The organism is Corynebacterium sp. HMSC05D08 (assembly GCF_001807215.1).
Taxonomy (GTDB): domain Bacteria; phylum Actinomycetota; class Actinomycetes; order Mycobacteriales; family Mycobacteriaceae; genus Corynebacterium; species Corynebacterium striatum.
Genome location: NZ_KV788323.1, coordinates 100,289 through 123,313, shown reverse-complemented (window position 1 = coordinate 123,313; position 23,025 = coordinate 100,289). Strand labels below are relative to the sequence as shown.

14 protein-coding genes are annotated in these 23,025 nt (G+C 59.1%); 2 read left to right on the top strand and 12 right to left on the bottom strand.

Features of this window, described 5'->3' with window-relative positions:
- Positions 1-9: 9 nt before the first annotated feature.
- Positions 10-1,566, bottom strand: a complete 1,557-nt coding sequence (locus HMPREF3148_RS04955) for a cation:proton antiporter (protein ID WP_049062219.1) — start codon at positions 1,564-1,566, stop codon at positions 10-12.
- Positions 1,567-1,628: 62 nt separating this feature from the next.
- Positions 1,629-2,561: a tRNA glutamyl-Q(34) synthetase GluQRS gene (gene gluQRS, locus HMPREF3148_RS04950; protein WP_034657261.1), complete on the bottom strand. Its 933-nt coding sequence runs from the start codon at positions 2,559-2,561 to the stop codon at positions 1,629-1,631.
- A 52-nt stretch (positions 2,562-2,613) separates the two neighbouring features.
- Between gluQRS and HMPREF3148_RS04945 the strand changes: the two genes are divergently transcribed.
- On the top strand, positions 2,614-4,050 hold the full coding sequence (locus tag HMPREF3148_RS04945; RefSeq protein ID WP_049151574.1) for a hypothetical protein: 1,437 nt from the start codon (positions 2,614-2,616) through the stop codon (positions 4,048-4,050).
- Positions 4,051-4,104: 54 nt separating this feature from the next.
- Here the strand turns inward: HMPREF3148_RS04945 and HMPREF3148_RS04940 are convergent, their stop codons facing one another.
- The 9 genes from HMPREF3148_RS04940 to HMPREF3148_RS14005 form a co-directional block, all read right to left on the bottom strand.
- A complete protein-coding gene (locus HMPREF3148_RS04940) occupies positions 4,105-4,632 on the bottom strand; it encodes a hypothetical protein (protein ID WP_049062221.1) in 528 nt (175 codons plus the stop codon).
- The gene (locus HMPREF3148_RS04935) at positions 4,629-5,642 is read right to left on the bottom strand and encodes a TRAFAC clade GTPase domain-containing protein (protein WP_049151573.1); all 1,014 of its coding nucleotides are present in this window, start codon (positions 5,640-5,642) and stop codon (positions 4,629-4,631) included. Before HMPREF3148_RS04935 ends, HMPREF3148_RS04940 begins: the two co-directional genes overlap by 4 nt.
- Entirely contained in the window at positions 5,642-6,601 is a 960-nt protein-coding gene (locus HMPREF3148_RS04930; protein WP_049145448.1) for a hypothetical protein, read from the bottom strand. Before HMPREF3148_RS04930 ends, HMPREF3148_RS04935 begins: the two co-directional genes overlap by 1 nt.
- The gene (locus HMPREF3148_RS04925; RefSeq protein WP_070508819.1) at positions 6,594-8,201 is read right to left on the bottom strand and encodes a GAP1-N2 domain-containing protein; all 1,608 of its coding nucleotides are present in this window, start codon (positions 8,199-8,201) and stop codon (positions 6,594-6,596) included. Before HMPREF3148_RS04925 ends, HMPREF3148_RS04930 begins: the two co-directional genes overlap by 8 nt.
- A complete protein-coding gene (locus HMPREF3148_RS04920) occupies positions 8,201-10,441 on the bottom strand; it encodes a SaeA-related protein (RefSeq protein ID WP_049151572.1) in 2,241 nt (746 codons plus the stop codon). The genes HMPREF3148_RS04925 and HMPREF3148_RS04920 overlap by 1 nt, the downstream gene beginning before the upstream one ends.
- A gap of 12 nt (positions 10,442-10,453) precedes the next feature.
- A complete protein-coding gene (locus tag HMPREF3148_RS04915) occupies positions 10,454-13,321 on the bottom strand; it encodes a hypothetical protein (RefSeq protein WP_049151571.1) in 2,868 nt (955 codons plus the stop codon).
- Positions 13,321-17,001, bottom strand: coding sequence for a tubulin-like doman-containing protein (locus HMPREF3148_RS04910; RefSeq protein ID WP_049159457.1), 3,681 nt, complete (start codon positions 16,999-17,001; stop codon positions 13,321-13,323). The genes HMPREF3148_RS04915 and HMPREF3148_RS04910 overlap by 1 nt, the downstream gene beginning before the upstream one ends.
- Positions 17,002-17,073: 72 nt before the next feature.
- Positions 17,074-19,947 (bottom strand): vWA domain-containing protein, encoded by a 2,874-nt coding sequence (locus HMPREF3148_RS04905; protein ID WP_070508818.1) that lies wholly within the window; start codon positions 19,945-19,947, stop codon positions 17,074-17,076.
- The gene (locus HMPREF3148_RS14005) at positions 19,947-20,540 is read right to left on the bottom strand and encodes a hypothetical protein (protein WP_236081462.1); all 594 of its coding nucleotides are present in this window, start codon (positions 20,538-20,540) and stop codon (positions 19,947-19,949) included. Before HMPREF3148_RS14005 ends, HMPREF3148_RS04905 begins: the two co-directional genes overlap by 1 nt.
- A gap of 296 nt (positions 20,541-20,836) precedes the next feature.
- On the opposite strand from HMPREF3148_RS14005, the gene HMPREF3148_RS04895 reads away from it, so the two are divergent.
- Positions 20,837-21,535, top strand: a complete 699-nt coding sequence (locus tag HMPREF3148_RS04895; RefSeq protein ID WP_005530391.1) for a queuosine precursor transporter — start codon at positions 20,837-20,839, stop codon at positions 21,533-21,535.
- A 192-nt stretch (positions 21,536-21,727) separates the two neighbouring features.
- Here the strand turns inward: HMPREF3148_RS04895 and tgt are convergent, their stop codons facing one another.
- Entirely contained in the window at positions 21,728-23,020 is a 1,293-nt protein-coding gene (tgt, locus tag HMPREF3148_RS04890) for a tRNA guanosine(34) transglycosylase Tgt (RefSeq protein WP_046645743.1), read from the bottom strand.
- Positions 23,021-23,025: the final 5 nt, after the last annotated feature.

Below are 23,025 nucleotides of genomic sequence, written 5' to 3'. Positions count from 1 at the left end.
CTGCCCAGCCTAGTGAGTCTTGGTTCCGAGGGTCATACGATCGACTTCTTCGAGCACCTCATCCACGATCATGGGGTTAAAGTTGCGGTCGCGACGCAGGCGCAGCAGCTCCTGCTGCGCACCAGCCAGTGCTACCCGGCGCGCCGCAATGGCGACGTCGCGGGCCTGAATGGCCTTCTGCATACGCGTACTAGCGTCATCGCCGTCTTCGTCTTCACCAAGGCGTTCCTCGAACCACTGCGAGATATTTGCTGCGATCTCAGGATCCAATTCCTGGTACTTCTTCCGCAAGGACTGGATTCCGGCCCTGCGCGCACGGCTGGTGATTTCGGTGCGCATCTTGTCCGACGCCGCCTGCGAGTACGTGGTGAGATCCAACCGCTTCATGAGCCATGGCAGCAGCAGACCTGGAATCACCATGGTCATCACGAGCACGGTCAGCGCGATGACGGAAAGCTCATCGCTGTAGGCGATGGCATCGCTAGGAATGGACAAGACCAAGGCCAGCGTGACCAGCCCGCGCATGCCGGACCAGGTCATGAGGAGGACCTCCTGCAGGCGCAGCGGGGCAAGGCGGGGTTTGCCGCGCTTCTTGTTAATCAGGTAGAAGACCCACATCCACAGCAGGCGTACAACGAAGGCAACCAAGGAGAGCAAGATGCCGACGATGACGGAGTGGCCCAGGTTGGCGCCTGCCTCGTGTACCGCAGTGTTTACCGTCATGCCGATGAGGCCGAAGGCCACGCCGGTAAAGAGCAGCTCGATGGTCTCCCAGAAGGACTGGCCGGAGAGCCTATCCTCGGCCTGGATGGGCGCGCGCGAGTGCAGCTCAACTGCGGCAATCACCACAGCAATGACGCCTGAAGCATGGAGTTCTTCCGCAACAACATAGACAGCGAAGGGAATCACCCAGGTCAGCGCATTGCGGGCCACGACCTCGTGCACTCTGGCAATGAAGATGGAGGCAAGGCGGCCGCTTCCCCAGCCCAGGATTGCTGCGACGACTGCGGAATAGAGGAAGCTCGTGACCGCGTCTGCCCAGGACATGTTCGAGCCATCGGTGACTGCCACGAGCGCGAGGTGGAAAGCGACAATCGACGCCGCGTCATTAAAGAGGCCTTCAGTCTGCAGCGTGGAAATGATACGGCGCGGAATGCCTGCGGGCTCGGCGACTGCCTCCACTGCAACTGGGTCGGGCGGGGCAATGGCGGCGCCGATGAGGATCGCTCCAGCAAGAGAGATGCCCGGCAGGAAAGCATATGCGGTCATGCCTACTGCCATGGTGGTTGCCACCACGAGAAGGACGGACAGGCTAAGAATTGTCATCCACTGTTCCCGGATAACTCCCCAGGAGGTCCTCCTTGCCAGCGCCCACAGCAGCGGCGGCAGGAACACCGGAAGAATCAGGTCAGTGGGAATCGTGAAGTCAGGCAGCCGCGGGATGAACATCGATAAGGCGGCAAGGATAGAAAGGAGCGCTGGCCACGGCAGACCGAGTTTGTCACCTACTGCTACAACGATCACGGTCAACAACATCAAACCGATTAGGACCAGTAGCACTTCCACTCAAATCACTCCGAACACGACCGTATAATTTAGTTACTTCTTTAACAATAGTCCGCGCTTTATTAATGAATCGAAGAGTTGATCCAGATATAGGGCTCAGTCCCCACTGAGCTGGGATCGAACTGGTCCAGGAGCTCTGCCGCACTGCGTGTCTCATAGCCTAGGGATTCGGCCATGTGCGCCACGACGTCGCTTGGGCTCTGCTCTTCGAGCAGCTGCCGCAACGTCACCGCCCCATCCCTCTTTGAAAGGCGCTTGCCTTCCTCGTTCAAAACGAGCGGAACGTGGACGAACTCGGGTGCCGGTTGACCCAGCAAGGAGGCCAAGTACGCCTGCCGCGGTGCAGAGCTCAACAAGTCATCACCGCGCACGACTTGATCGACGCCTTGATAAATGTCATCGACCACTACCGCCAGGTTATAAGCCCAGTCCGTATCTGGGTTAGCAACGTCGGCCACCAGCCCGCCGCGGCGCAGGATGAAGTCATCCACGTCTCCGGTGTAATCCCCATGCAATGCGTCATGGATGGTGAACTCGGAGACCTCTGCGGCAAGCCGCAAGGAAGGCACGCGCCCTGCGGCCGCGAGCTCAGCGCGCTTAGCTTCTTTCTCTGCGCGCGTGAGATTGCGGCAGGTTCCAGGGTATTGCCCGGGGATGGCGTGCGGGGCGCGCGAGGCTTCCTGAATGTCCTTGCGGGAGCAGAAGCACTCGTAGTGCGGAAGCTGGCGCAGAGCCTCGGCATAGGCGGCATAGCGATCCTGTTGGCGGATGACTTCGCCATCCCAATCGATGCCAAGAGCCTGTAGATCTTCCAGCTGGCGCTGCGCCGACTCCTCCGATGAGCGTTGGGTGTCAACGTCCTCGACTCGGACCACAAAGCGCCTGCCTGTAGAACGGGCAAACAGCCAAGCCAACAGGGCGGTGCGCAGGTTTCCAAAATGGAGATCCCCAGAGGGGCTCGGGGCGTAGCGCCCCGCGGGGGTGTCGGTTTTCATGGACTCTAGTGTACGAGCGAAATTTGTCTCCTCCTGCACTAAAATCTGTCCCATGCCTACCGACGTGACATTCCCTCTCCTCGATGCCGAGCGCGCAGCAGCACTGTTGGATTCGGCAAAAATGTTCTCTCCCGAAGATGGCTTCCCCGCTTCCGAGTTTGAAGAGATAACAGCAGGTATCGACCGAGTTATTGTGGATGGTCGCTTCACCGGCGCAGTTGAAGACGCACAGCCTGCCGCCGATCTCCTAGAAGCGCATAGCTTGCTTGTCGCCTCCCTACTCGATGATTCCGAGCCGATTGACTCAACCAATGGCCTACTCATCGCTGGCATCGGCATCCTAACGGGTAAGCCTGATCTAGCAAGCCGCGGCTACGCCCTCTTGGCCGATGAGTTCATGAAACTCGAGGAGTTTGAGAACGCCCGCGCCTTCGGGGAAAAGGCCGCATTTGCAGGCAACAGCTCCATTCTCACCGAGCTCAACGAACTCGAGAAACGCAAGGCCACCGAGCAAGCTGAAAGAGAAGCCGAGGAAACAGCCGCCGCTCAGGCGGCAGCAGCGCCTGAAACTAACATCCACCCAGTTGCTACCCCGGGGGAAACGACAGACTCTGATGAGGCTGGGGCGCAGAGCCTCGCACAAATTTTGGCTGGCCTGCGCACACGACTCGACGCTGCCAAATCTGGCGATGCCCAGTCACACGCGTCCGAGTTCGTCGCTATCAACCATGCGGTCCTAAATTCTGCCTTTGCTGGCCCCTTGCAGGTCACAGCCCCCACCACAAGCCTCGATTCCAGCGCAAACACGGAGCTAAAAGAGGCACTGACTATTCTCCTCGAATCCGCAGTTGGCGCGTTGTGGGCTTCCACTTCGGATGAAGCCCGCGAAGTCGTCGCTGAGGAGTCTTACAAGATCCTGCGCCGCAACCACAAGCGGCGGGAATACCTCGAACTCCCCATCGCCATGTTGGCGCGCTTCTACGAAGATGCAGCCCGCAATATCACGGACCCCTCCGGAATAATCCGCGCCCAGTTCTACGCCGATGCCGCCCAAGAACACGCCCGTGACGGCAACGAAGAACGCGAGCTGGAGATGCTACTCAAGCAAGTAGTTCTTGGTCTCATGCAGTCTGACCTTAGTGAAGCGCACGATATCCTCGCCTCCCGCTACGTCAGTGCTCTCAAGCACACGGGGCTTTCCGTAGCCGCTAAGTGGACCGTGCTGTTTTCTGAGACGCTGCGCACTGAGGCAAACAACCTGTACAAATCCACACAGATCCTGATGGACTTCCTCGAGCGGCACCCAGTGGAGCTAGCCCAAACCCCCGCCGACTTCAATGGTCTCGGCGAGGTCGCCGAGCTCTTGGGAGATCGTTATGCCCTCGCCAACGACGCGGATAGTGCACGCCAGCGCTACCACTTTGCCTACAACCTCTTCTCCGCCGCCGGAAATGACGACGCCATGGCATCCCTGGCCAAGAAGGCCTAGCGGCGAGTCATCTCCTCATGCCAAACTGCGCACGTGCTGTTCGCTTACAAGCATCTAGCTCGTGAAGCCAAACCATTCCTTATTGCTTGGCAGCCACAGCAGCACAATGGCCACGATTGCGGCCAAGGAAATAGGCCATACGTGCGGTAACACAATCATGAGCACCACCAGCGCTAGGACCGCAGAAAGCCAAATGCGCGCTTTATGCTGCGCATGCAACACGTAAACGCTCAGAGCGCACAACGCAACCACGACGATGGAAAGCACAACACCCAGCTCAGTAGCCAGTCGCTCGATGCGATTCAGGGATTCCGACACCCGCTCCGAAGCCACGAGCTCGAAGACGTAGTACACAATGTAGGAGGAGATGCCGAGGACGATGAGCGCGGTAATCTGCAGCGTCCACGGCGCGCGCCACGCGCTCATGTCTGCGGCCTTGCGCTTTACCTGCTCCTGCTCGGCTACCTGCCCAAAGCGGTAGTCGCTGAAGGGCGCAGCCGGCGCCCCAAACCCCTGGTTACTCTGCCCTCCTTGTGGCGGATAACCGAACTGTTGATTGCCCCGCGGGCTGCCGAAAGTCACTGCACATCATCCTTAAACACACCGCGGCTGCTGAGCATCCAACGTAGAGGATCAAGAACGCGGAACGGCGCGATGCCGCTACGCGCCAGCTGCCGGCCAGTTGGCGCCTCGCCCAATGCAGAGACCGCAAAGTACTGGCGTCCATTCTGGCTGATGTTGTTGACCATATTGATGAGGTCGTTGGCCTTAAGGAAGCGCAGCAGCGAGTCAACTTCGTAGCTCAAGATGGTGGCATCATCGAAGTAGAAGTTCCAACCGGTGTCACGACGGAACGCGGCACCAGTGTTGCCCATGATTTTGGCCCACTGCGTATTCGGGTTCTGCTCGAGCTTCTGGATCGTGTCGAACTTAGAAATCGTCACCGCCAGCGGTGGTGGGGAGCCCTCGCCCATGAGGGTGATGAGGTTCTCCAGCACGCGGGTTGGTTCCGCACCCAGCTCGCCGAAGTCAGGAACCAAACCGTGCAGGTAGTCACGGATCTCTCGCTCGCGGAGCGGGTCGAAGAGGAAAATCACGAGGTCCGCGTATTTGAAGAAGGACAGCGCCTCACGGTCATCCTCACGCTCCGGCAAGTTCTCCAAGTCCTCACCTGCGACATCGCGGAACACAAGGTAATTCGTGCGCATCGTGCCTTCAGGATCTGGCCACTGGCCAAGATCGAAGATAAGCGGGTCACGCTGATACGCGTCCGTAGCCACCGCGCTCGGAGTTGGGTCCATGCTCTTCATTTCCTGGAAGAGCGGCTGCTCGTACTTTTCCTGGAAGCGCTGCTCCGTGGACTGATCCGCTGCGAATACGGAGTGGTTGTGCTTATGCGCCAGCTGCTTGAGCTGCTTGACCATAACGGCGGTATACAGAGACTTTCCGGAGTTACGAGCACCTGCCATGGCCACGCAATGGGTCACGGATTCGGTCCAGTTGGGCAACAACTCACGGTTGTTATACGGGCTGACGGTAGCGCCTTCTTCCAGTGGACGGAACGTCCACGGACATGCTGCCAAGCTAGCCATTAGTACTCCTCCTTGAGCATCTCGGCGACCTGATCTGACAGGCGTGCCAGGTCCTGGTTGAACTCGCTCCCCTGCTTTTCAACGGCCTCGGCGTCAATAACAACGAAGGCCACCGCGTGGTCCCCTGCAGTTACCTTGGCAAGTTCGACCTCTTGCTTAGCGATCGGGCTGACGACGATAACCACCGAAGGAATATCGCCTTTCAGTATCTGCGCCGTTGGACTATCAGTGACGTAGATAAACAGTGAGGAATTCGCAGAGAGATCCTCGCTGCGCCAACGGCGTTGACCCACGCGGTCAGCACCGGCTTCGATGACGCCACGGATGAAGTTGCGCAATTCGCTCACCACGTGCTGGTCAGTGCGCTCACGACCATCGGTTGCGATAAAGCCACTGAAGGAATCAGCGAGGGCATTGATGTACTTAGCCACCAGATCGAGCGCCTCATTGTTGACGTTGACCTGCATGGACGAGGAACTGTCGATGATTGCCGTGGCGTTCTTCAGCTCGGCGTCGTTCACCGCGGCACGGCGCATCTTGGAACGAACCTCACGCGCGGAGTCGGTAATACCCACGCCTTCAGAAGAGCCGAAGGCATCGAGGCGGAGGCGTCCACCTTCAGCGGTGAGCTCAGCCAGGCGTTCCGAGCTGTCCTCAGCACCATCGATAAGCACACGCGGAAAGCTAACGGTGTCCTCGCCATTGGAAATGCTCAAGCGGATTTCGGTGCGCTGGCCGTAGGTTGCTGCCTCAGACGGCTTCACCTGAATCGTTGCGCGTTCCGTGATGTTGTGGATGATGTAGTACATCTTGTCGATGCGACTAAAATCCGCACCTTCACCAATGATCTCCAGCTCAATCCTCGCGCCACCTGCACCAATCTCGAAGGCTTCGACACGAATGCTGTCATTCATAGAAATGGAGCGGGAATCTCCATCCTTCAAAGTGTATTTAGCCATAGTCTTCTACCTTCCGTTGGCTTTGGACGTTGCGAGCAATCTCTTCAGCAATTTCCTTGATGAAGCGACCCAGATCGCTTTGGGAACCGATACCCATTCTGCACCGGTCTAATCTGATGACCCCGGTAAACCGCTCAACCACGAGAGCACGCGCTTGCGCGATTGTGTCGTCGTCGAGACCTCGCAATATTTCGCGAACGAGGAGCTTATAAGGCGATTCGAACAGCTGGACCCAGGAGGCAATTGCCGCAGCCAAGGCGAGGGTGTAGTAACCCTCTGGGTAACAGGAGCGATCCAGAATCGCGAGGTGAATAGCACGGCCACGGTTGGCATTCAGGTACTCCAGCCACCACGCCGGATCGTAGTTATATAGGTGCTTGATTTCTTCCTGAGTCAGCGGCGGCACCCATGCATTGGCACGCGGAGGTGCGCTTGGCGACGCCCGGTGTTCCACCGGTGGGTGCACCGGCGCCGGGTTCACTGGAACTGTGGACTCTGGGGTCTTAGGGGTCTCTGGCGCCGGATTGACCGGCGTAGGAGCAGCAGAGACGTCAGCAAAAGGATTGTGGTTCGTTGCGTTATAGGAACCGAGTGGCTGCTGCTCTGCAAATCCGGTCGGCTGCGGTGACCGCGGAGCCTCTGACAGGAATGGTGAAGCTTCAGCGGCCGGAGCTTGTGGCTCGCCAAAAGGGCGCGACTGCTCCGCCACCGTGCTTTGTTGCGGCTGCACGGCAGAGTCATCATAGGCGCTGATATCGGGCAGGGACGCGCCCAGAACAAAGACGACCGGGTTACCTGGGATAGCACCGGCTTTAACCATCTCCATCAGGCGTAGCTTTTCCCTTTCCGGGACGACGACCATGGTCGAAGCGCCCAGCGGCAGCTCAGCGATACCCGCTGGCTTTTCAAACGTGGAGTACCCGAAGCCTTGCTCGCCGACCTCGCGGGCGGTTGCGGCAATCCACAATGCCGCCTGATTTTCTGGTGCAACGAGTACCACTAGTGACTTCTTCTTGGAAGAAAGCACCTGCGCCATGGCACTGACCAAACGTGCGTTGTAGCCGGTGTCCGGATTGGGGGTCACGGACTTAAATGGCGCCGGAAGAGTGGCAGGTTTTTGGAATTCGCCAGCCAGAAAGTCGTCGATAAGTGCATCAATAGCCAGCGGGCCCTTGCGCACGATCTTCTCCGGGATTTGTACCTTGTCCACCTCGAAGATGGAGAAAGGAGTGGGCACGTCTGGGGAGAACAGTACCTGGGCTGGCGCCGGCGGAATTCCGCCGTCCGTCACGCAGGTGTACGTGAACACATTTCCACCGCGTCCCGTGGCATCGATTCCCGCCGGAACGGAGACCATGGTGACCCACTTCTCGCCTTCCTCAGTCAGCGTGAATACAGCGGTACGGTGCACCAGCTCTGCACGCTCCTGCGCGGACGGAAAGTCAGGGATGCGAGTTCCAGTGTTCAGCGTGGTCGGGACATAAGTGATGAGCTCCTGGAGCTCTTCTGACGAGATATCGCCAACCTTGGAGCCCACTCCCCAACCACCGGCACGGCCGTTTCCGCGGGAAAAGGACGCGTAGCTAAATGCGCCGCCCATTACTGCTGCCCCTTCTGATAGTCGTTGAAATCAACCGGTTGCTGGTTAAAAGCACTCGCCGGGAAGAACAAGCGGCTAGCCACGTTGCGCTCCACCACGACGGCCTTGTCATTCACCTTGAATTCGGAATTGAACTCCGACGAGTCGAATCCACTCTGGTTGAAGGAATTAAACACGTCGTTGCTTCCCATCCCAAAGGAGTCGAATCCGCTGTCCATCGAATTGAAACCATCAACCGCGAACAAGCGCAGGTAGCCACCGCGCAGCGTGCGCTCATCGAGCTCCACAACAAAGTCGGGGTTCTGGAACGTGCTTTGTCCCAGTCCCTGGCTTGTGTACGTCGCCGTATTGGTGCCGGAGATTTTCAGCGGGTAACCATCCTCAGCGTAAAGCGGAAGGCGCTCTGGGTTGTAGACAACCTGGCAAGAAAATGGGCGCTTGTCGCCGCTGTCCAAGCTCGAGAGGTAAACACCAACTTGGCGAGTCCGGAAGTCATACAGGATGTCATACGTGACTGTCCGAAGTCCCGCGTATTCCAGAATGCGCTCCTCAGCCTCGGTACGCTCGCCTGCGTACATCGCGTAAGGACGCAGACGCACGCGGTCACTGTGGCGCTCCAGGTTCAAGCGGATGCCGCCCTGCAGCTCGTAGTCTTCCTCACGCACCGTGCTCGTGCCGCTGTTGGTGGTAACTTCCACCATGGTTGCGCCCAGTGGCCAGTTGAAGGAGATGAGCTGGCTGTCCACACGCTCGATGAGGCGGACCTCATTCTCCGCGATGGGCAGGACGCGCTGCAGAACCTTTGACTCGCCCACCCAAGCATCAGCTTCGTTGAAGTTCACCGGGGTGATGTACACCTCGTACCAATCCGGGGGCCACGCCACCGTGGTGTTTTGCGGCGAATCCGGTTGAGCAACGCCGCGCGTCTCAGTCACGGCGTCAGCAAACGCGTTCTCCACGTAGGACTTATCGATGGCCTTGGTACGCAGCTCCGGCAGCGGCGCATGCGGCGTGAGATAGATCTTGACCTCGCCGGTCTTTGGCGAGCGCCAATCGATGTCGATATTGTCATGACCTTCGACCGTGACACGCTCGCACCGAGTAATGGTCATCTTCTCGAGCTCACTGGCCAGCTTCACACGGTGCTGGACCGCGGCTTCATTAACGCTCGTCAACGTGTTGCTGCGGAACTGCGCCTGCCCCAGCAAAGACACGACCATGGTCTGGCCGGCTTCCTGGACGCGGATCGTAGCCTTGCGTCCACTGGCCTCAATGTCCTGCTCAAAGCGTGGGGAAAGCTTGTCACGCTCGTTGTCTTTGCACGCGTACACGACGGCGCCCTCATGGCCATCGAGCAAATCCCAAGAGACCTGAATCGCGCCTTTGATGGTGGTGACCTTGACGTTGACCGGCGGGTAGATCACCGCGGTCTCGCCCATGAACACCGGTTGCGCACTGATGATCTCCCCAAGGTCTTTGCCCTTGTACGCCCACACCGAATAGTGGCGCAGGCCCGACTCGCCTGGGTTGTGGTCACGGTATGCGAAGCCCTCAGTGATCATGAGAGTCTCGCCCGCCTCTGGCGACTCGATCATCTCTGTGTCGTCAGCTACCACTCGATAGAGAACCATTTCTCCTGGCTGGCACTCCAGCGGCTCCCACCAGATACGCACGGGGTGGCGCGCATCGGAGCTCTCCTCCACCGACGGTTCGTAGCCGTACGCTTCTTCCTCCGGTATGTCCGACTGGGGCTGTGCAGCGGGAATCTCAATCTCGTAGTGCATCTCTGGGGCAACCCAGCCCGCAGCCTGGCGGCCTTTATAGGGCACTTTAAAAGCAGATGCAGGGAGATTGGTGTAATCATCCTCGTTAACTTGGGTGCGAGAATCCTTTGCCGCTTCCAGTTTTGCCAACTCTGCTGCCCAGTCAAACACTTTCTTGGGCTTCTGTGGCTGAGGTGATTCGTTGTGGGGGCTCATATCTTTGATCTCCGAAGTCTCGGACTGGATAAAGTTTCCGGTAATCTCCGCCTGTGGCTCCGGGTTGAGGTTGCGCGCAAAAAGCTCTGGATGCTCCACGCTCTCCCCGCTGAACACTGCTGCGATTTGCTCAGCGAACTGAGCAAACTCAGGCGACAATGCGTTACGTACGTCGTCGGCACTAACGCTGCGCATCGCGTGCAGAGGCATCAGCTGTGACAGCGGAATATCCGTGATCTTTGCTGGCTGGGATTGCGTCATCTTTCTTCGCTCCTAGAACGTATCGTCCAGATCATCGAGCGATGGTGGCTGCTGCGATTGACCGAAACCAAAAGGATTTGCGGTATTGCTGGTCTCATTTCCAAAGCTGTACCCAGGCTGAACCTGAGAAGCATTATTGAAAGAATCGATGTGATCAGTGTCATCGAGATCGCTCAGCGCATCCTCGAAGAACGCTGATGGCACCGCTTCCTCCAGCCGCTCTTCCTTCGGCACCAGGTACTTGAAATCCGTGATACGGCCGAACTGGACCACAGTGAGAGAACGGGAGAGCTGGCTGGTCAGCTCCGTATTGCTGTCCACCTCAATAGTGCGCGTGTAGTCAGGGTCAATCTCGGTGTAGCCTGCCGAAGCACCCAGGGTGGTCAGGGCCTCGTTGCTGAAGGCCTGCATTGCCCCCTTCTCTTGGCTCATACCCGCCAGGAACTGCTCTGTGGACTGCGTCTGACGACGATTCTCATCCAAGAAGGTCACCGAAGACAGGTAGTGCTGCAGCCTGCCAGCCATCCGCGGATTCGTAATCACGTTGTGCCAGACCTGCGGCTTCTCATCACGGGAAGCCATGAGTGGGTGATCTAGGTGGCGTGAGATGAGGTCGAGCTGGGTGTTAGAGTTTTCGCCGCGCATGCCCCACATAGCGCTGAGCTGTACCGAGCCTTGGCCTACTTGATTGCGCTCAAAGACAGAGTTCATGTAATCGACGAGCGAACGCAGGGACTTGTGCGCCCAGTCACGTAAATAAACCTGGGAGCGAATCTCCTCAGCCATGCGGTTGGTTTCATCTTCCGAGACCTGCGCTTGGCCGATTCGCGCGTTATCCGGCAAGCCAGACTCTGGGGTACGCAGGTGATCACTCGTGGTGGACTTAAGCCCGAACGGTGCGTAGATGGCACGTCCAAGGATTGCGGACCAGCTGAGGAACTGGCTGTAAGCGTTGAGGATGCGGTCGACGTCGGCAGCTGCTGACACGATGTTGCGCGCGGCAATCTCCTGGTTCTGGCGGTTGAGCTTTTGCATTTGCACGTAATCGTAGATTTCGCGCTGTGCCTTGGTGAACATCAGCCACGTCAATAAAAGGAAGAGGATGATCGAAAGGATCACGCCAAAGGTGGTCCAACGCCAATCGAGAGTGAGCATGCCATCCCAGATCTTCACATCTGGGTTGTAATTGGCCAAGCACATGTAGAACAGCACGACCAGAACAAGAGTCAGGATGCCCCACGACGCACGCAGCTTGTTCGTGAGTCGTCGATTTTCATCGTTGAAGTCGCGCACAGCAAAGCCTTTTTCTTCCTCGCGCAGCCTGCGTGCTTCCGTTTCGTAGAAATCAACGCGCTGGCGAGCGACACCAAGGCGCTGTGCCAAGCCAGTACCGACCTTCCAGGCGAAGCTGTTTTGGTTCTGATTGCGCCACGCAGCGAATTCCTGCTTCTTGCGGTTGACTTCCGTGTTCTGCGCGACCTGGCTGGTCCAGTCCAGGTCTGCTGCGAACTTCTCAGCCGCAATCGGGTCGAATGGGGCCACCTTAGCCTCGGACTCGTTGTTGTAGCCCACGGTGCGGTGCATCAGCGGATGGAAACCAAGGAAGGAGTTGCTCATGTCTGGCACGGACTGCTGCCCATACTGCACGATCAGGACTTCCTGTTGGCTGCCCTTCTGCGGGGTGAAGGTGGCGTCTTCTTTCCACTGACCATCAACCAAACCAAGGGCGAAGTCGTGGTAGGCCTCCCACATACCAGACAGCTGCGGCGCCTGGCCGATGTCGAATTGCACCTTCTGCGCCTCAGCCAGGGTGCGCTGGTTCTTCTGCTGCATCTGCTGAATAGACACAGCATTGCCCTTACCAGAGTGGCCATCCAGAACGACTTCCATGTTGGAATTCTGGCCATAGAGTAGGTTCTGAAGGAAGCCCGCGGTGGCACTGTTGACCGTGCCACGGTGGCTGTTGACCCAATCCTGCGGCTTGCCGATGACCATGGCCCAGTACAGGCGCAGGTTATCGCGCAGGGCAGCCCATGCGCTGACCTTCTGCGTCTTAGGCGACTCCAACGGGATTTCAGGGGACAGCAGCGAACTCCCGTGCATCGCGAAAAGCGTGTCGGAGTAGTACTGAGTCAGCCTCGCTGGATCAGTGACGCGCTCGGCATGGCTGTTGTTGCGCAGCTGCGGGCGTGGTAAGGGGCGGTTCGGATTGAACACGCGATCCTTGACCGCGTTCTCAACCGCGCTGGCGTCGATGGTGCGGTGAAATGCACGCACCAAACGGAAGTTCTCGCGGTTGCCCGTCTCCATGAGGCGGCCGGTGTCTGGATCAAACACCGCAGCCTGCGGCATTCCGCGCCAGAGGCCGAAGATAGATGCCACGGCAGGCGCAGCAAACTGGGCCAGTTCAAAGCCATCCTCAGAACGCGGAATCGGGCGAATACGCGTCGACGAAGGAGTGCCGCCCTCTTCCGGGGAGAGCACCAGGTTCTCCCACACCTGCAAGGGCTCGATGTGAACGTTGCGCAATGGCAACGCCGAAAGCAGGAGGCGCACTCGCTGGTTGGATGCCTGCACGATGCGGGAATCTACCGCGGCAGCCCACTGCGACAACGCCTCTGGTTGCAGGGGTTGCGCCTCATCCATCGAATCGAGAACCACCAGAAGGATGTCTCCTTCGTGGCGATGCAGGGCGTCGTCAAGCGTGGAAATGCGTGGCGTGCCCTCCGCATCGAAAGAGCGCACTACTGCAGCTGACGTGGGGTGGGTGTAGTCCACCCACATGAAGTTATCCAGCAAGCCCACTGCACGCAGGTCGAAAAGGCGGGAACGGATCTCATCGGCCGTGGCGCCGTGTCCAAAGAACAGTACGTTAGTCATTAGAAGGTGTCATCCAAGTCGGTGAGGTTGAATTCAGGCTCAAAGCGCGGGGTCTGGCTGGAAGAATCCCGGCTCGCGGGAGCCTCAAAAGTATCGGGCGTTTCAGCGACAGTTTTTGCCTGGCCCAGCAAATCGCGGATACGCTGCGCCATGACGACGACGTCCGGTGCAAGGTCGCGGTAGTACGGCGTAGCGGAGGCGATATCGCGGCGGCGAATGTTTGCAAATGGTTTGTCATCCATGCCTTGGCCCGGCAGAGAATTCATTCCACCCGGAATGAAGTGATCGGCGCCGCGGACGAACTTATCGAGCTCCGCAACGAAGGATTCATAACGATCCTGGATGCCGAGGCCGACGGCGTCGCGGCGGCCCGGCACCTTGCCATCGCGCAGGAACTTAGCCAGACGGTGGACCAGTGGGTGCGTCGAAGCACCGGAGTGCGCAAAGTCCTGGCCGTCGTCGTAAAGCCCGCGCAGCAACTGGTACGGGTACATGGAAGAGGCAAAGCCGTATGCGCCATTCTTTTGTACCTTCGCGTAGGCGATGAAGATGGACTCAAGCACAGAAGACATCCAGTCGGACTTCTTGACCATACGGCGCGGGGAAATCAGCATCGGGTTCGGGAAAGGAACCCAAGCATTGACGCCACCTGGGGTGTCATCGAAGATGTGCGCCGCGGCCTTGTCGGTGTCCTGATCGGAGATGTAGATGAGGCCGGTGATGCGGCCGATGATCCATCCTGCCACCATGGCCTGGCGCTCCGTCTCGGTGATCGGCAGAGCGGCAGCTAGCGGGCGTGTGCGGCGCTCCGACCAATAAGAGCCATCGAAGTTTTCTTGCTTGTCGATGTCCTCGGCGATGTAGCCGAACATGGAAGAAAACACGATCGGCGAGTAGTTCGGGTAGGAACCAAAGATTTCGATGTGCTGGACCTGCTCAGACATGTTGAGCGAGTTGCGCAGCGCTACCTGGGATGGCTCATCGATGGAAGACGTGCTCAGGATGCTGCTCAGGCGTGGGACAATGCCAGTCTCTTCGTTCCCCAGCGCTTCGAACGGAATGTCCGAGAAAGAGTAGGTGTACTGGACGTCCTTGCCGTGGATGCGCTGGACCATGTCGCTGGACACGGCAGCCAACGGGCGGGCGTAGCTCAGCGCCATCTGGAAGGCACTGACGAAGCGATCGATGCGCTGGCTATGCTCAACCTCGTTGATATCTGGGGTAAGCGTCAGGTAGCTGCGCAGATCCACTGAGTTGAACTTGTGGAACTCGTAGTCGCGGCGGTTGATCCAATCGCGAGCACGTCCCAGTAGGTCCGCCGGGCGGATACGTGCACGGTACTGGGCACGCTGCGACTCACGAACCTCGCCAGTCTGTGGGTGACGGGACAGGTACTTGGAAACCCAGCCGGCGCGGTTGCTGTACTCATCGTTAGTGCGCTTTTGCGGTGCCAAGGTGTTATTCGGAGCCTTGTTGGCATCCAGGGAATCCCACTCACCGCGAATAACCGCGCGGACCGCAAACGGGTAAGCCTGGTCATAGTGCTGAACGTGGGAAGTGGCGTGCTGGCCCTGAATGGTGCGCAACATCTGGTCCTGGTAATCGGTGATAAACGCGTTGACGTCAGTCAACATGATCTCGTTCTCGGCGCCCTTAAAGCGGGACTCAACGACCTCGTCTACCTCCTCCGGCCATGCGTTGACCTCGTTGGTGCGAACGTCAGCCAGCTTGTTGGTCTCCGGACGCGACTGTGCAGCCTTCTCCAAGACCTCGTGGGCATCCTTCAGCTCGCGCTTGAGGTGGAAGAGATTCTCATCCGCGTAGTCCTGCAGAACATCTTTCAGGTAGTGCGCCATCGCCATGAGGAAGTAGTCGTAGAACTGCTTGTGATAAAGGCCCAACAGGCCATTAACGATGGGGGCTGGGTCCGTCATTTGGCCCTTGCCGGTCAGCGGACTCAGAATCGGCTCGGAGCCTTGCGGCAAAGCCAGAACGTTGGTGCCGATGCTGAGGAAGCGATTAGACAACTCGTTCAGCTGCGGCATCAGACGGTCGCCGCTAGTGAGGGCGTCGCTGAGTCGGTCCAAAACCTCGCGGACGTAAGGAACACCGACTGCAGCAAGTTCGCTTTCAACGGTCTCAAGAACCCTGTCAGAGAAGAAGTTTGCATAGCGGTACGCGGTGTCATACGCGGACTGCTGGAGCAGACCAGAGATGTACTGCTGGTTTTGTGGGTCGTTCAGGTTCTGGATGAGCTCGCCACGCCACTCGTCTACCTTGCGGCCCTCGCCGATAGGAATGAAGTTACGCAGGTTGCGCACTGCGTTTTCCGCGGCGGGCTGGGCCATCATATTGAAATTGGCCATCAGCCAGTTCCAGGTAGTGTTGATATCAATCGGAGCGCCCGTTGCCCAGTTAGGGTCCAGAGTCATCTCCTGGAAGCGAGCAGGTAGACGCTCATCGAGGCGCTTAGCAATTTGTATCTCGCCAGCTTCCGGATTGGCCTTGTCAAGGTGGCCGTTGAGCAAACGGTCGAAAGAACTACGGGCCAGGCGCTGTGCGGAATACTCAGCGAAGCGGTCACGGCCCATGGAAATCTGTGCGTAACCCAGAGAGCCCCAAGGCAAGCGTGCCCACGGCGTACCGCCCTGGGACTGATCACGGTCCCAACCGAAGAAACGGCGGCCGCCGTCACCGGATGGGGTGTTGGTCAGTGCGTAGGAAACCAGGTTGTCAGAGGCACGGGTCGAGGCCATCAAGCCCGCAAGCGCGCGGCCAAGGCCACGGTAGACGGACATCGCGGAGCCATCGCCGAAGCGGGAGCCGGTTGTGCCCATCTTGGAACCGATTGGGAAAATACGGCCGAATGTCGGACCGTCCGGCGGGGTGCCCATGTCGAAGGCCTCGAAGATGGCGCGGTCATGCGCGGTGGAGTTGCCCATCTGGGAAGCCACAACCTCGCCGAACATGGCCAGGGAATTCGGCCACGCACCGGCCATGTCCTCTGCCTTGTTGTCGGAGAAGATCTCCGGGGTGTACATGAAGACCAGCGTGCTGGTGGGATCGAGATTCTTGATGGTGGTCAGAACGCGGCAGACATCCAGGAACATCGAAGCGCCTGCGCCGCCTGCCATGGAGGAAACAACCAGCACAACCGGCGCGGAGGAACCAGTATCGGTGCGCTTCTTCGACTGCTTGTAATTGAGCTCGTTGAGCTCCTGGATAGCTTCCTGGGTAAACATCTCAGACACCGCCGCGTTCAATGCGTTGCGGATGTCCCTCAGGTGGCGCAGGGTCAGGATGCGGCCGATGGCGCGGTACTGGCCGGCGCCGTCGGCAAGCTTCGTGTCATTCGATTGCGGCGTACGCGAAGCCCACGTGGCGATCTCGCCCAGCTTGCCGGAGCGGCCCAGCGTTTCAGAGATACCCGCGTCGAACTGGTTGTAACGCTGTCGTGAACCGATGCCGACGTACTGGCCACCGCTCTGGGTAACGTTCGGCAGCTTCTGCGGGCCAGCCTCCTCTTCGAGGGGCACATCGATGTTCACAAACTGCCACGCCTTGGGCAGCTCGGTAATGTCTGGATCGATGGTGCGCAGCTCCGCCTTGAGCTGGTCCATGATAAAAGCCAAGGTCTTGGCGCCGGAGCCACCGCAGCCAACTACGAGGAACTTCTTCATCTGCTCTTAAAACCTTTCGGGATGTCTCTTTAAGTGTTCAACTTGTGCGTTCTGCTTGCGTTCTGGCTCGGACTAGTTGTTTCCGAAGGAAGGCCCCTGCGGCCATCCACCATTATTGCCGCTTGGTCCGTTGCCCGGCTGGCCAAAGCCTCCCTGGTTACCCGGTTGGCCAAAGCCTCCCTGCGGACCTGGTTGACCGAAGCCACTTTGGCCACCTGGATGACCAAAGCCGCCCTGTTGGCCTGGCTGACCAAAGCCGCCCTGCTGGCCGAAGCCGCCTGGCTGGCCCGGCTGCTGCTGCGACTGGCCCTGCTGCCCCGGGAACTGCTGCACTGGAGCGTTAGCACCCGGCGCGTTCTGCCGTGCCTGTACACCTTGTGCGCCTTGCTCTCCCTTCGGGCCCTTTGGCGCCTTCGGCTCCTTCGGCGCTGGGAACTGCACCTGCTCGAAGAGCACCGGTGCGGAGCGGTTAATCTCCTCGGAAAGCTCGCCGTACTTTTCGGCATGTGCCATCGTGTCGATGGTCAAGACGATCTCGCCGCGGTCCTTGTCATTCGCGTTGCCCACGAAGAACCAGTTGTTCTGAACTGCCAGCGGCAAGATGGCGCGGCCACCGGACTGCTTGCCCTTGCCGGAGATGGAGCCGTCCTTTTCAATTTCCACGTGTGCCGCGGTAAATGGGCTAAGGCCCATCTTTACCTTTGCCTCGTACAGGCCCAGGTTTGCCCGGCGCGGCGCGGCGTCGACAGGCACTGCGCCCTGGAACTCGTCCTTGGAAACCACAAACGGCTTGCCGGTATCCGTGCGGATGAGGCTCGTGCCGTCCTTCTTGACCGGAATCGTCTTCGCGAACATGCGCGGGGATTCAGGGATGCGGCCCGAGAACCACTTCATGAAGTAAAGAACTGCCAGCGGAATCAGAAGGCCCAAAAGGACCGCCAGCACGAATGCCAGGCCGAAAGCGCTCTTGCTCAAAGGCGTGGTCATCGAGCCCTTGAGCTGCAAAGGCAGCTGCGCTTCCTGGTTATCTTCCGCAGACTGCAAGCTCAGCGTTGGCTTGAGCGCCAATGCGCCGTCTTCCATATTTTCGGCAGAAAGGGTCACAGGCAGCGTCGCCTCTTCGCCCTTGGCCAGCTCAAGCGCGTTATCCGCGGAATCGTACTGCGAGGTTACCTTCAGCGCATCCACGCCCTTCGGCAGCGTGACCTCATCAGCGCCGAAGCTCTGCTCCGCCAGCCACACCTTACCCGGACCAGCTACCGGAACATCGATCGTGACTTCCTTTTCCGTCATCGACACCACCTGTGCCGAGCCGACGGAAGGCATGTTGACCGGGGTAATCGTCAGCGGGGTTTCACTCTTGATGGGGTTGAGCTTGGAGCCCGGCTGATTATCGACGCCCTTCGTGGTGATGTCCACGCTGGTCACCAGCTTGCCCGCGGCAACGTTTTCGACCTTATCCAACGGGATATCCACTGCGTTGCCGTCCACGATCGGGGCGTTTTCGAGCAGCGTTACTGTCTCGCCCTCTTCGGGGACGAACTCCGCGCGCAGCGTGCCTTGGCCTTCGAGCTTGCGCGGCTGACCGCCGCCGTCGACAAGCTGTGCCTTAATAACTTGGTCGGAGTTGATGCCGCCGCTTAGCTTCTCACCGTTTTCGCGCTGCAGGTTGAGGTTCAGCCCCGGAATCATCACCATGGATGCCTGGTACTCGCCCTCGGCGCCGCCCTCCAGCTTGTAGCCAAAGGTCCACTTGCCGGCCCAGCCTTCGCCACCCTTCTTCATCGCGACGTCGACCATGCCCGGCAGGCGGTCATTGGTGGTGATCTCCACGTCGGCGCCGGCGACCTTCTTGGTATCTGGCTTCAGCTCTACCGTTTGCCCATCAGGGCCGGTGAGGGTCGGGATGATTTTGCCTTCTTCCACGCTGGTCTTCGGAACCGCGGACAAGCGGACCGGGTCGACCGAGTTATCCAGGAAGAAATCGAATTGCTCGGTGAAAGTACCTTCCTTGTTCAAGCCACCGGAGGTAGGAATGAGATTACGGAAGGCCGCGAACAATGCGGCGGGATCCTCACCGCCGTTGAAGAAAGCACCGTTCGGTTCGCCCTGGCCACAGCCCTCGCCTTCAGCCAGATCGGTGAGAAGATCCGTCTGCTCCTTCGCATCGCGCTCCGGTACGAGGCCGACGTTGAAGAGGCGGATATTGGACTGGCGGAAGGCGGAAACCGTGGAATCCGGGGTGCACAAAATGTTGCGGGCTGCTGCGTTGTCCTTGCCGGTCTCAACGCCTACGTAGGCGCCGTCGGTAAAGAAGACGATGGCCCGGCAATCGCTGCCATCATGATCGCCGAATTCCTTGAGCGCGCCCGAGTAGGCCAGTCCGTAGTCGGTTTCCAGATCGGAGGTGCGCTCCTTGTTACGGAAAGCATCAATCTCCTTGTCCAGGGCACCGGCGTTTCCGGAAACATTGGTCCAGCCGCCGTACTCGCCGGCCTCGGAGTAATAGCCGGAGCCGAATCCGGCAAGCTTGACGTTGATATCCGCGCCGGCGTCCTTGCCCAGGTTGGCCAGCTGATTGACGATGTCCTTGGTGGCATCAACACGGAAGTGGGAGCCATCGGTGGCGGGTTCGCCTTGGTAACCGATGAGGGACTGCGACTGGTCGAGCACGAACAACAGGTCCGCGGATTTCTTATCCGCGATACACGAGCTGAAGTCCGCGAGGTTCTTCTGCGAGGCTTCGGAGAGGCTGCTTTCGGAGGCCTGCGGAGCTTGTTCTGGTGGGGCTTGTTCTTGTGGTGCTTGTTCTGCTGGCGGGGCCGCTTCGGGCGCTGGTGCTTGCTCAGGCGCTGGTGCTTCTTGCGCGGAAGCTCCCAAGGAACCTGCGAAACCGCACAACAATGCGGTGCTGCTGAGAGCGAGGAGACGATTTAGTTTTCGCATTAGGCGCCCATCACCTTTCCTACGTAGAAGGCGATCTCCACCGCAGAGGCAACAACGAGTACGAAGCCGCCGATCATGACTAGGCGGTAGACCAGCGTCTGGCGCGTGTCCTCAATGTAGAAGCTCTCTGCTTGGCGCCTGGTGTTTTGCAGGGTGTACAGGCCAAGGAGCACGAAGGCGACGATGCCTGCAAGCACCCAACCGGTAATTGCCAGTCCAAAGAAGAGGCCTTGGGTCGCAGTGGAAACCAACGGCGCGGCAATCACTACGATTGCAGACAAAATGGCGGCCACACCAGCGGCGATGAGCAAAGGCCACGGGCCCTTGGTCGGCGCGGCCGGAGTGGCTGGGCGCGAACTGCGCGGGGCGCTGGGCTGTCCGCCCGGTGCGCCAAAGCCCTGGCTGCCTTGTGCGGGGCCAGCTGCGCCAAACGACGGCGCGGTGCCTCCTGCTTGATTCGGCGAACCGAAGTTAGGGGAACTCGGGAATCCGAAACCCGAGCCGGCGTTGTTGGGTCCGGTATTGGACCCGCTGCCCGCTCCGGGGTACGGACCGCCAAACTGGGGCGACGAACCAGGCGAACCAAATGTCATAATTAATGACCTTTTCTCAAATAGCGCTCCCCCGACCAAGAGCGCAGCCAGGGAAACCAAAGGGAACAAAATAGGCACAAGTGTAGCAAGCAAAAGAATGCCATATTTGAGGCCTCATTTCGCCCCTTCCTTGGGATTTGCCCTCTGCTACCTCATCGCTAGATTGATAAAGCTAGGTTTAACTGCAAATCTTTCGCTGGATCTACCTTGAGGATCATTCCCCAACCTCCCCCCCAACATGTGGGAGCATTTTCTGGTTTCTTAGACCATAAGACGACATGGCAAGATAACTGCCCATGACAGAAAAATCGGCAACCGCAACCACTTCCAGTGGCGAGAGCATCCGATTCATCCCGGTACAGTCCACTCTGTACCCGTGGCTGGTTACGGTGTTCGTCGTTACGTTCCTCATCTCCAACATCAACGCCACAAAGGGCGTCCAGCTCGGTCCGCTCATCACCGACGGCGCCTTCTTCTTATTCCCACTGGCTTATATCGCAGGCGACGTCCTGTCCGAATGCTATGGCTTCAAGTCCACGCGGCGGGCGGTCTACATCGGATTCGTCATGGCGATTCTGGCCGCGGTGTGCTTCTATATCGCGATTTGGCTGCCAGCGGCGGATTTCTATGAGGGCCAAGAGGCCTTCGCCGCTACCTTGGGCCTTGTACCGCAAATCCTCGCCGCTTCCTTGGCAGGCTACTTGGTGGGCCAGCTGCTCAACTCCTTCACGCTGACCCGTATGAAGGCAAAGTCCGGTGAACGCGGGCTCATCGGCCGTTTGGTGGCCTCAACCGTCGTGGGCGAGTTCGGCGATACTGTGTTGTTCTGCATCATCGCCGCACCAGTCATCGGCATTTCTACATTCAGCGGCTTTCTCAATTACGTAGTGGTCGGCTTCGTGTGGAAAACCCTCATCGAGGTGGTCATGCTGCCAATAACCACCGTCGTCATCAAGTGGGTTAAATCCCGCGAAGACTACGTTCCCAGCAGCTAACCCACAAATCCCCAGCCCTAGAAACCCAGCCCTAGAAACCCAGGGCTGGAACTGCAGCTTCCTGGTGAAAAGGGCGGCGTCGGCAAGCGCGAGAAAAGCCGAACAGGAGGTCTGCAGTTCCAGCCCTGGGTATTTGCGGAAAAGAGGCGGAGGGCGCATTTGCGGAAAAGGCGGAGGGCGCAGGGAGGTAGCTTACTTGCCGGCGTAGTAGCGGCCCATGAACTCGTCGCGGTAGGCCTCGTAGTAGCCGCCGTCGATGGAGGCGCGGATGTTGTCCACCAGGCGGATCATGAAGGTCAGGTTGTGCATGGTGCACAGCGTGCCGGCCAGGAATTCGTTGGCCTTGAGCAGGTGGTGGATGTACGCGCGGGAGTAGTTCTCCGAGACGTAGCCGCCGAACTCCTCGTCGATTCCTGCAAAATCGCGCTTGAAGCGCGCACCCTTCAAGTTCAAGCGGCCATCGAGCGTGTACACGCCACCGCGACGCCCCAGGCGGGTAGGCGCGACGCAATCGAAGGTATCGGCGCCGGCCTCAATCGCGGTGAACAGGTCATCGGGCTCAGAAATGCCCAGCAGGTGGCGCGGTTTATCCTCAGGAAGCTCGTCGCAGACCCAGCCCACGATGGTGCCCAGGTTCTCCTTCTCCAGCGCGCCGCCGATGCCAAAGCCGCCGAAACCGCGCTTGCCGTTTGCCTCGGCAGCCTGGGAAAGCTCCACCAAACCGCGGGTGGCTTGGCGGCGCAAATCCTCATATTGCGCGCCCTGCACCACGCCCCACAGGGATTGGCGTGGCTTTTGCGGGCCACGCTCCTCGGTCAGGCGGTGGTGTTCGTCCAAGCAACGCTGTGCCCAGCGATGGGTGCGCGCGACGGATTCCTCCTGGTAGGTACGGGTATCCACCAAAGTGGTCAGCTCGTCGAAGGCGAACATAATGTCGGCACCCAAACCATGCTGAATCTGCATGGAAACCTCTGGGGTAAAGCGGTGCTTCGAGCCGTCAATGACGGACTTGAAGTCCACGCCGTCTTCGTCGACCTGCGCCATGCGCTCCTTCTTGGCCGCGCGGATGTCCTTCTCGGTGAGGTTCGAGGTGTCCATGGCCAGGACCTTCTTGAAACCCACGCCAAGCGACATCACCTGGAATCCACCGGAATCGGTGTAGGTGGGCCCATGCCAGTTTTCAAAGGCCGCGACGCCGCCAGCCTCATCCACGATGTCGTGGCCCGGCTGCAGATAAAGGTGATAAGCGTTGGACAAGATAGCCTGCGCGCCCGTCTGCCGGATCTGCTCCGGAGTCAGGGTCTTGACCGTGGCCTTAGTGGCCACGGGAATAAAGGCTGGGGTCTGAATATCCCCGTGCGGGGTGTGAATGGTGCCGCTGCGACCATGCTTGCCAGGACCGGCCTGGTCGAGGTGCGTGCGCACGTCGAAGCTCAGGTCAGTCTCTAGCTTGGGTGCAGGAAAAGGCGGCTGTTGCTCGATCATAAGGG

What these genes read in the sequence shown, in the direction of transcription:
- HMPREF3148_RS04935 (WP_049151573.1), bottom strand. Translation starts at nt 5,642, where the DNA reads ATGGCTAGCTTGGCAGCATGTCCGTGGACGTTCCGTCCACTGGAAGAA.
- HMPREF3148_RS04930 (WP_049145448.1), bottom strand. Translation starts at nt 6,601, where the DNA reads ATGGCTAAATACACTTTGAAGGATGGAGATTCCCGCTCCATTTCTATG.
- HMPREF3148_RS04925 (WP_070508819.1), bottom strand. Translation starts at nt 8,201, where the DNA reads ATGGGCGGCGCATTTAGCTACGCGTCCTTTTCCCGCGGAAACGGCCGT.
- HMPREF3148_RS04910 (WP_049159457.1), bottom strand. Translation starts at nt 17,001, where the DNA reads ATGAAGAAGTTCCTCGTAGTTGGCTGCGGTGGCTCCGGCGCCAAGACC.
- HMPREF3148_RS04915 (WP_049151571.1), bottom strand. Translation starts at nt 13,321, where the DNA reads ATGACTAACGTACTGTTCTTTGGACACGGCGCCACGGCCGATGAGATC.
- HMPREF3148_RS04895 (WP_005530391.1), top strand. Translation starts at nt 20,837, where the DNA reads ATGACAGAAAAATCGGCAACCGCAACCACTTCCAGTGGCGAGAGCATC.
- HMPREF3148_RS14005 (WP_236081462.1), bottom strand. Translation starts at nt 20,540, where the DNA reads ATGACATTTGGTTCGCCTGGTTCGTCGCCCCAGTTTGGCGGTCCGTAC.
- HMPREF3148_RS04920 (WP_049151572.1), bottom strand. Translation starts at nt 10,441, where the DNA reads ATGACGCAATCCCAGCCAGCAAAGATCACGGATATTCCGCTGTCACAG.
- tgt (WP_046645743.1), bottom strand. Translation starts at nt 23,020, where the DNA reads ATGATCGAGCAACAGCCGCCTTTTCCTGCACCCAAGCTAGAGACTGAC.
- gluQRS (WP_034657261.1), bottom strand. Translation starts at nt 2,561, where the DNA reads ATGAAAACCGACACCCCCGCGGGGCGCTACGCCCCGAGCCCCTCTGGG.
- HMPREF3148_RS04945 (WP_049151574.1), top strand. Translation starts at nt 2,614, where the DNA reads ATGCCTACCGACGTGACATTCCCTCTCCTCGATGCCGAGCGCGCAGCA.
- HMPREF3148_RS04905 (WP_070508818.1), bottom strand. Translation starts at nt 19,947, where the DNA reads ATGCGAAAACTAAATCGTCTCCTCGCTCTCAGCAGCACCGCATTGTTG.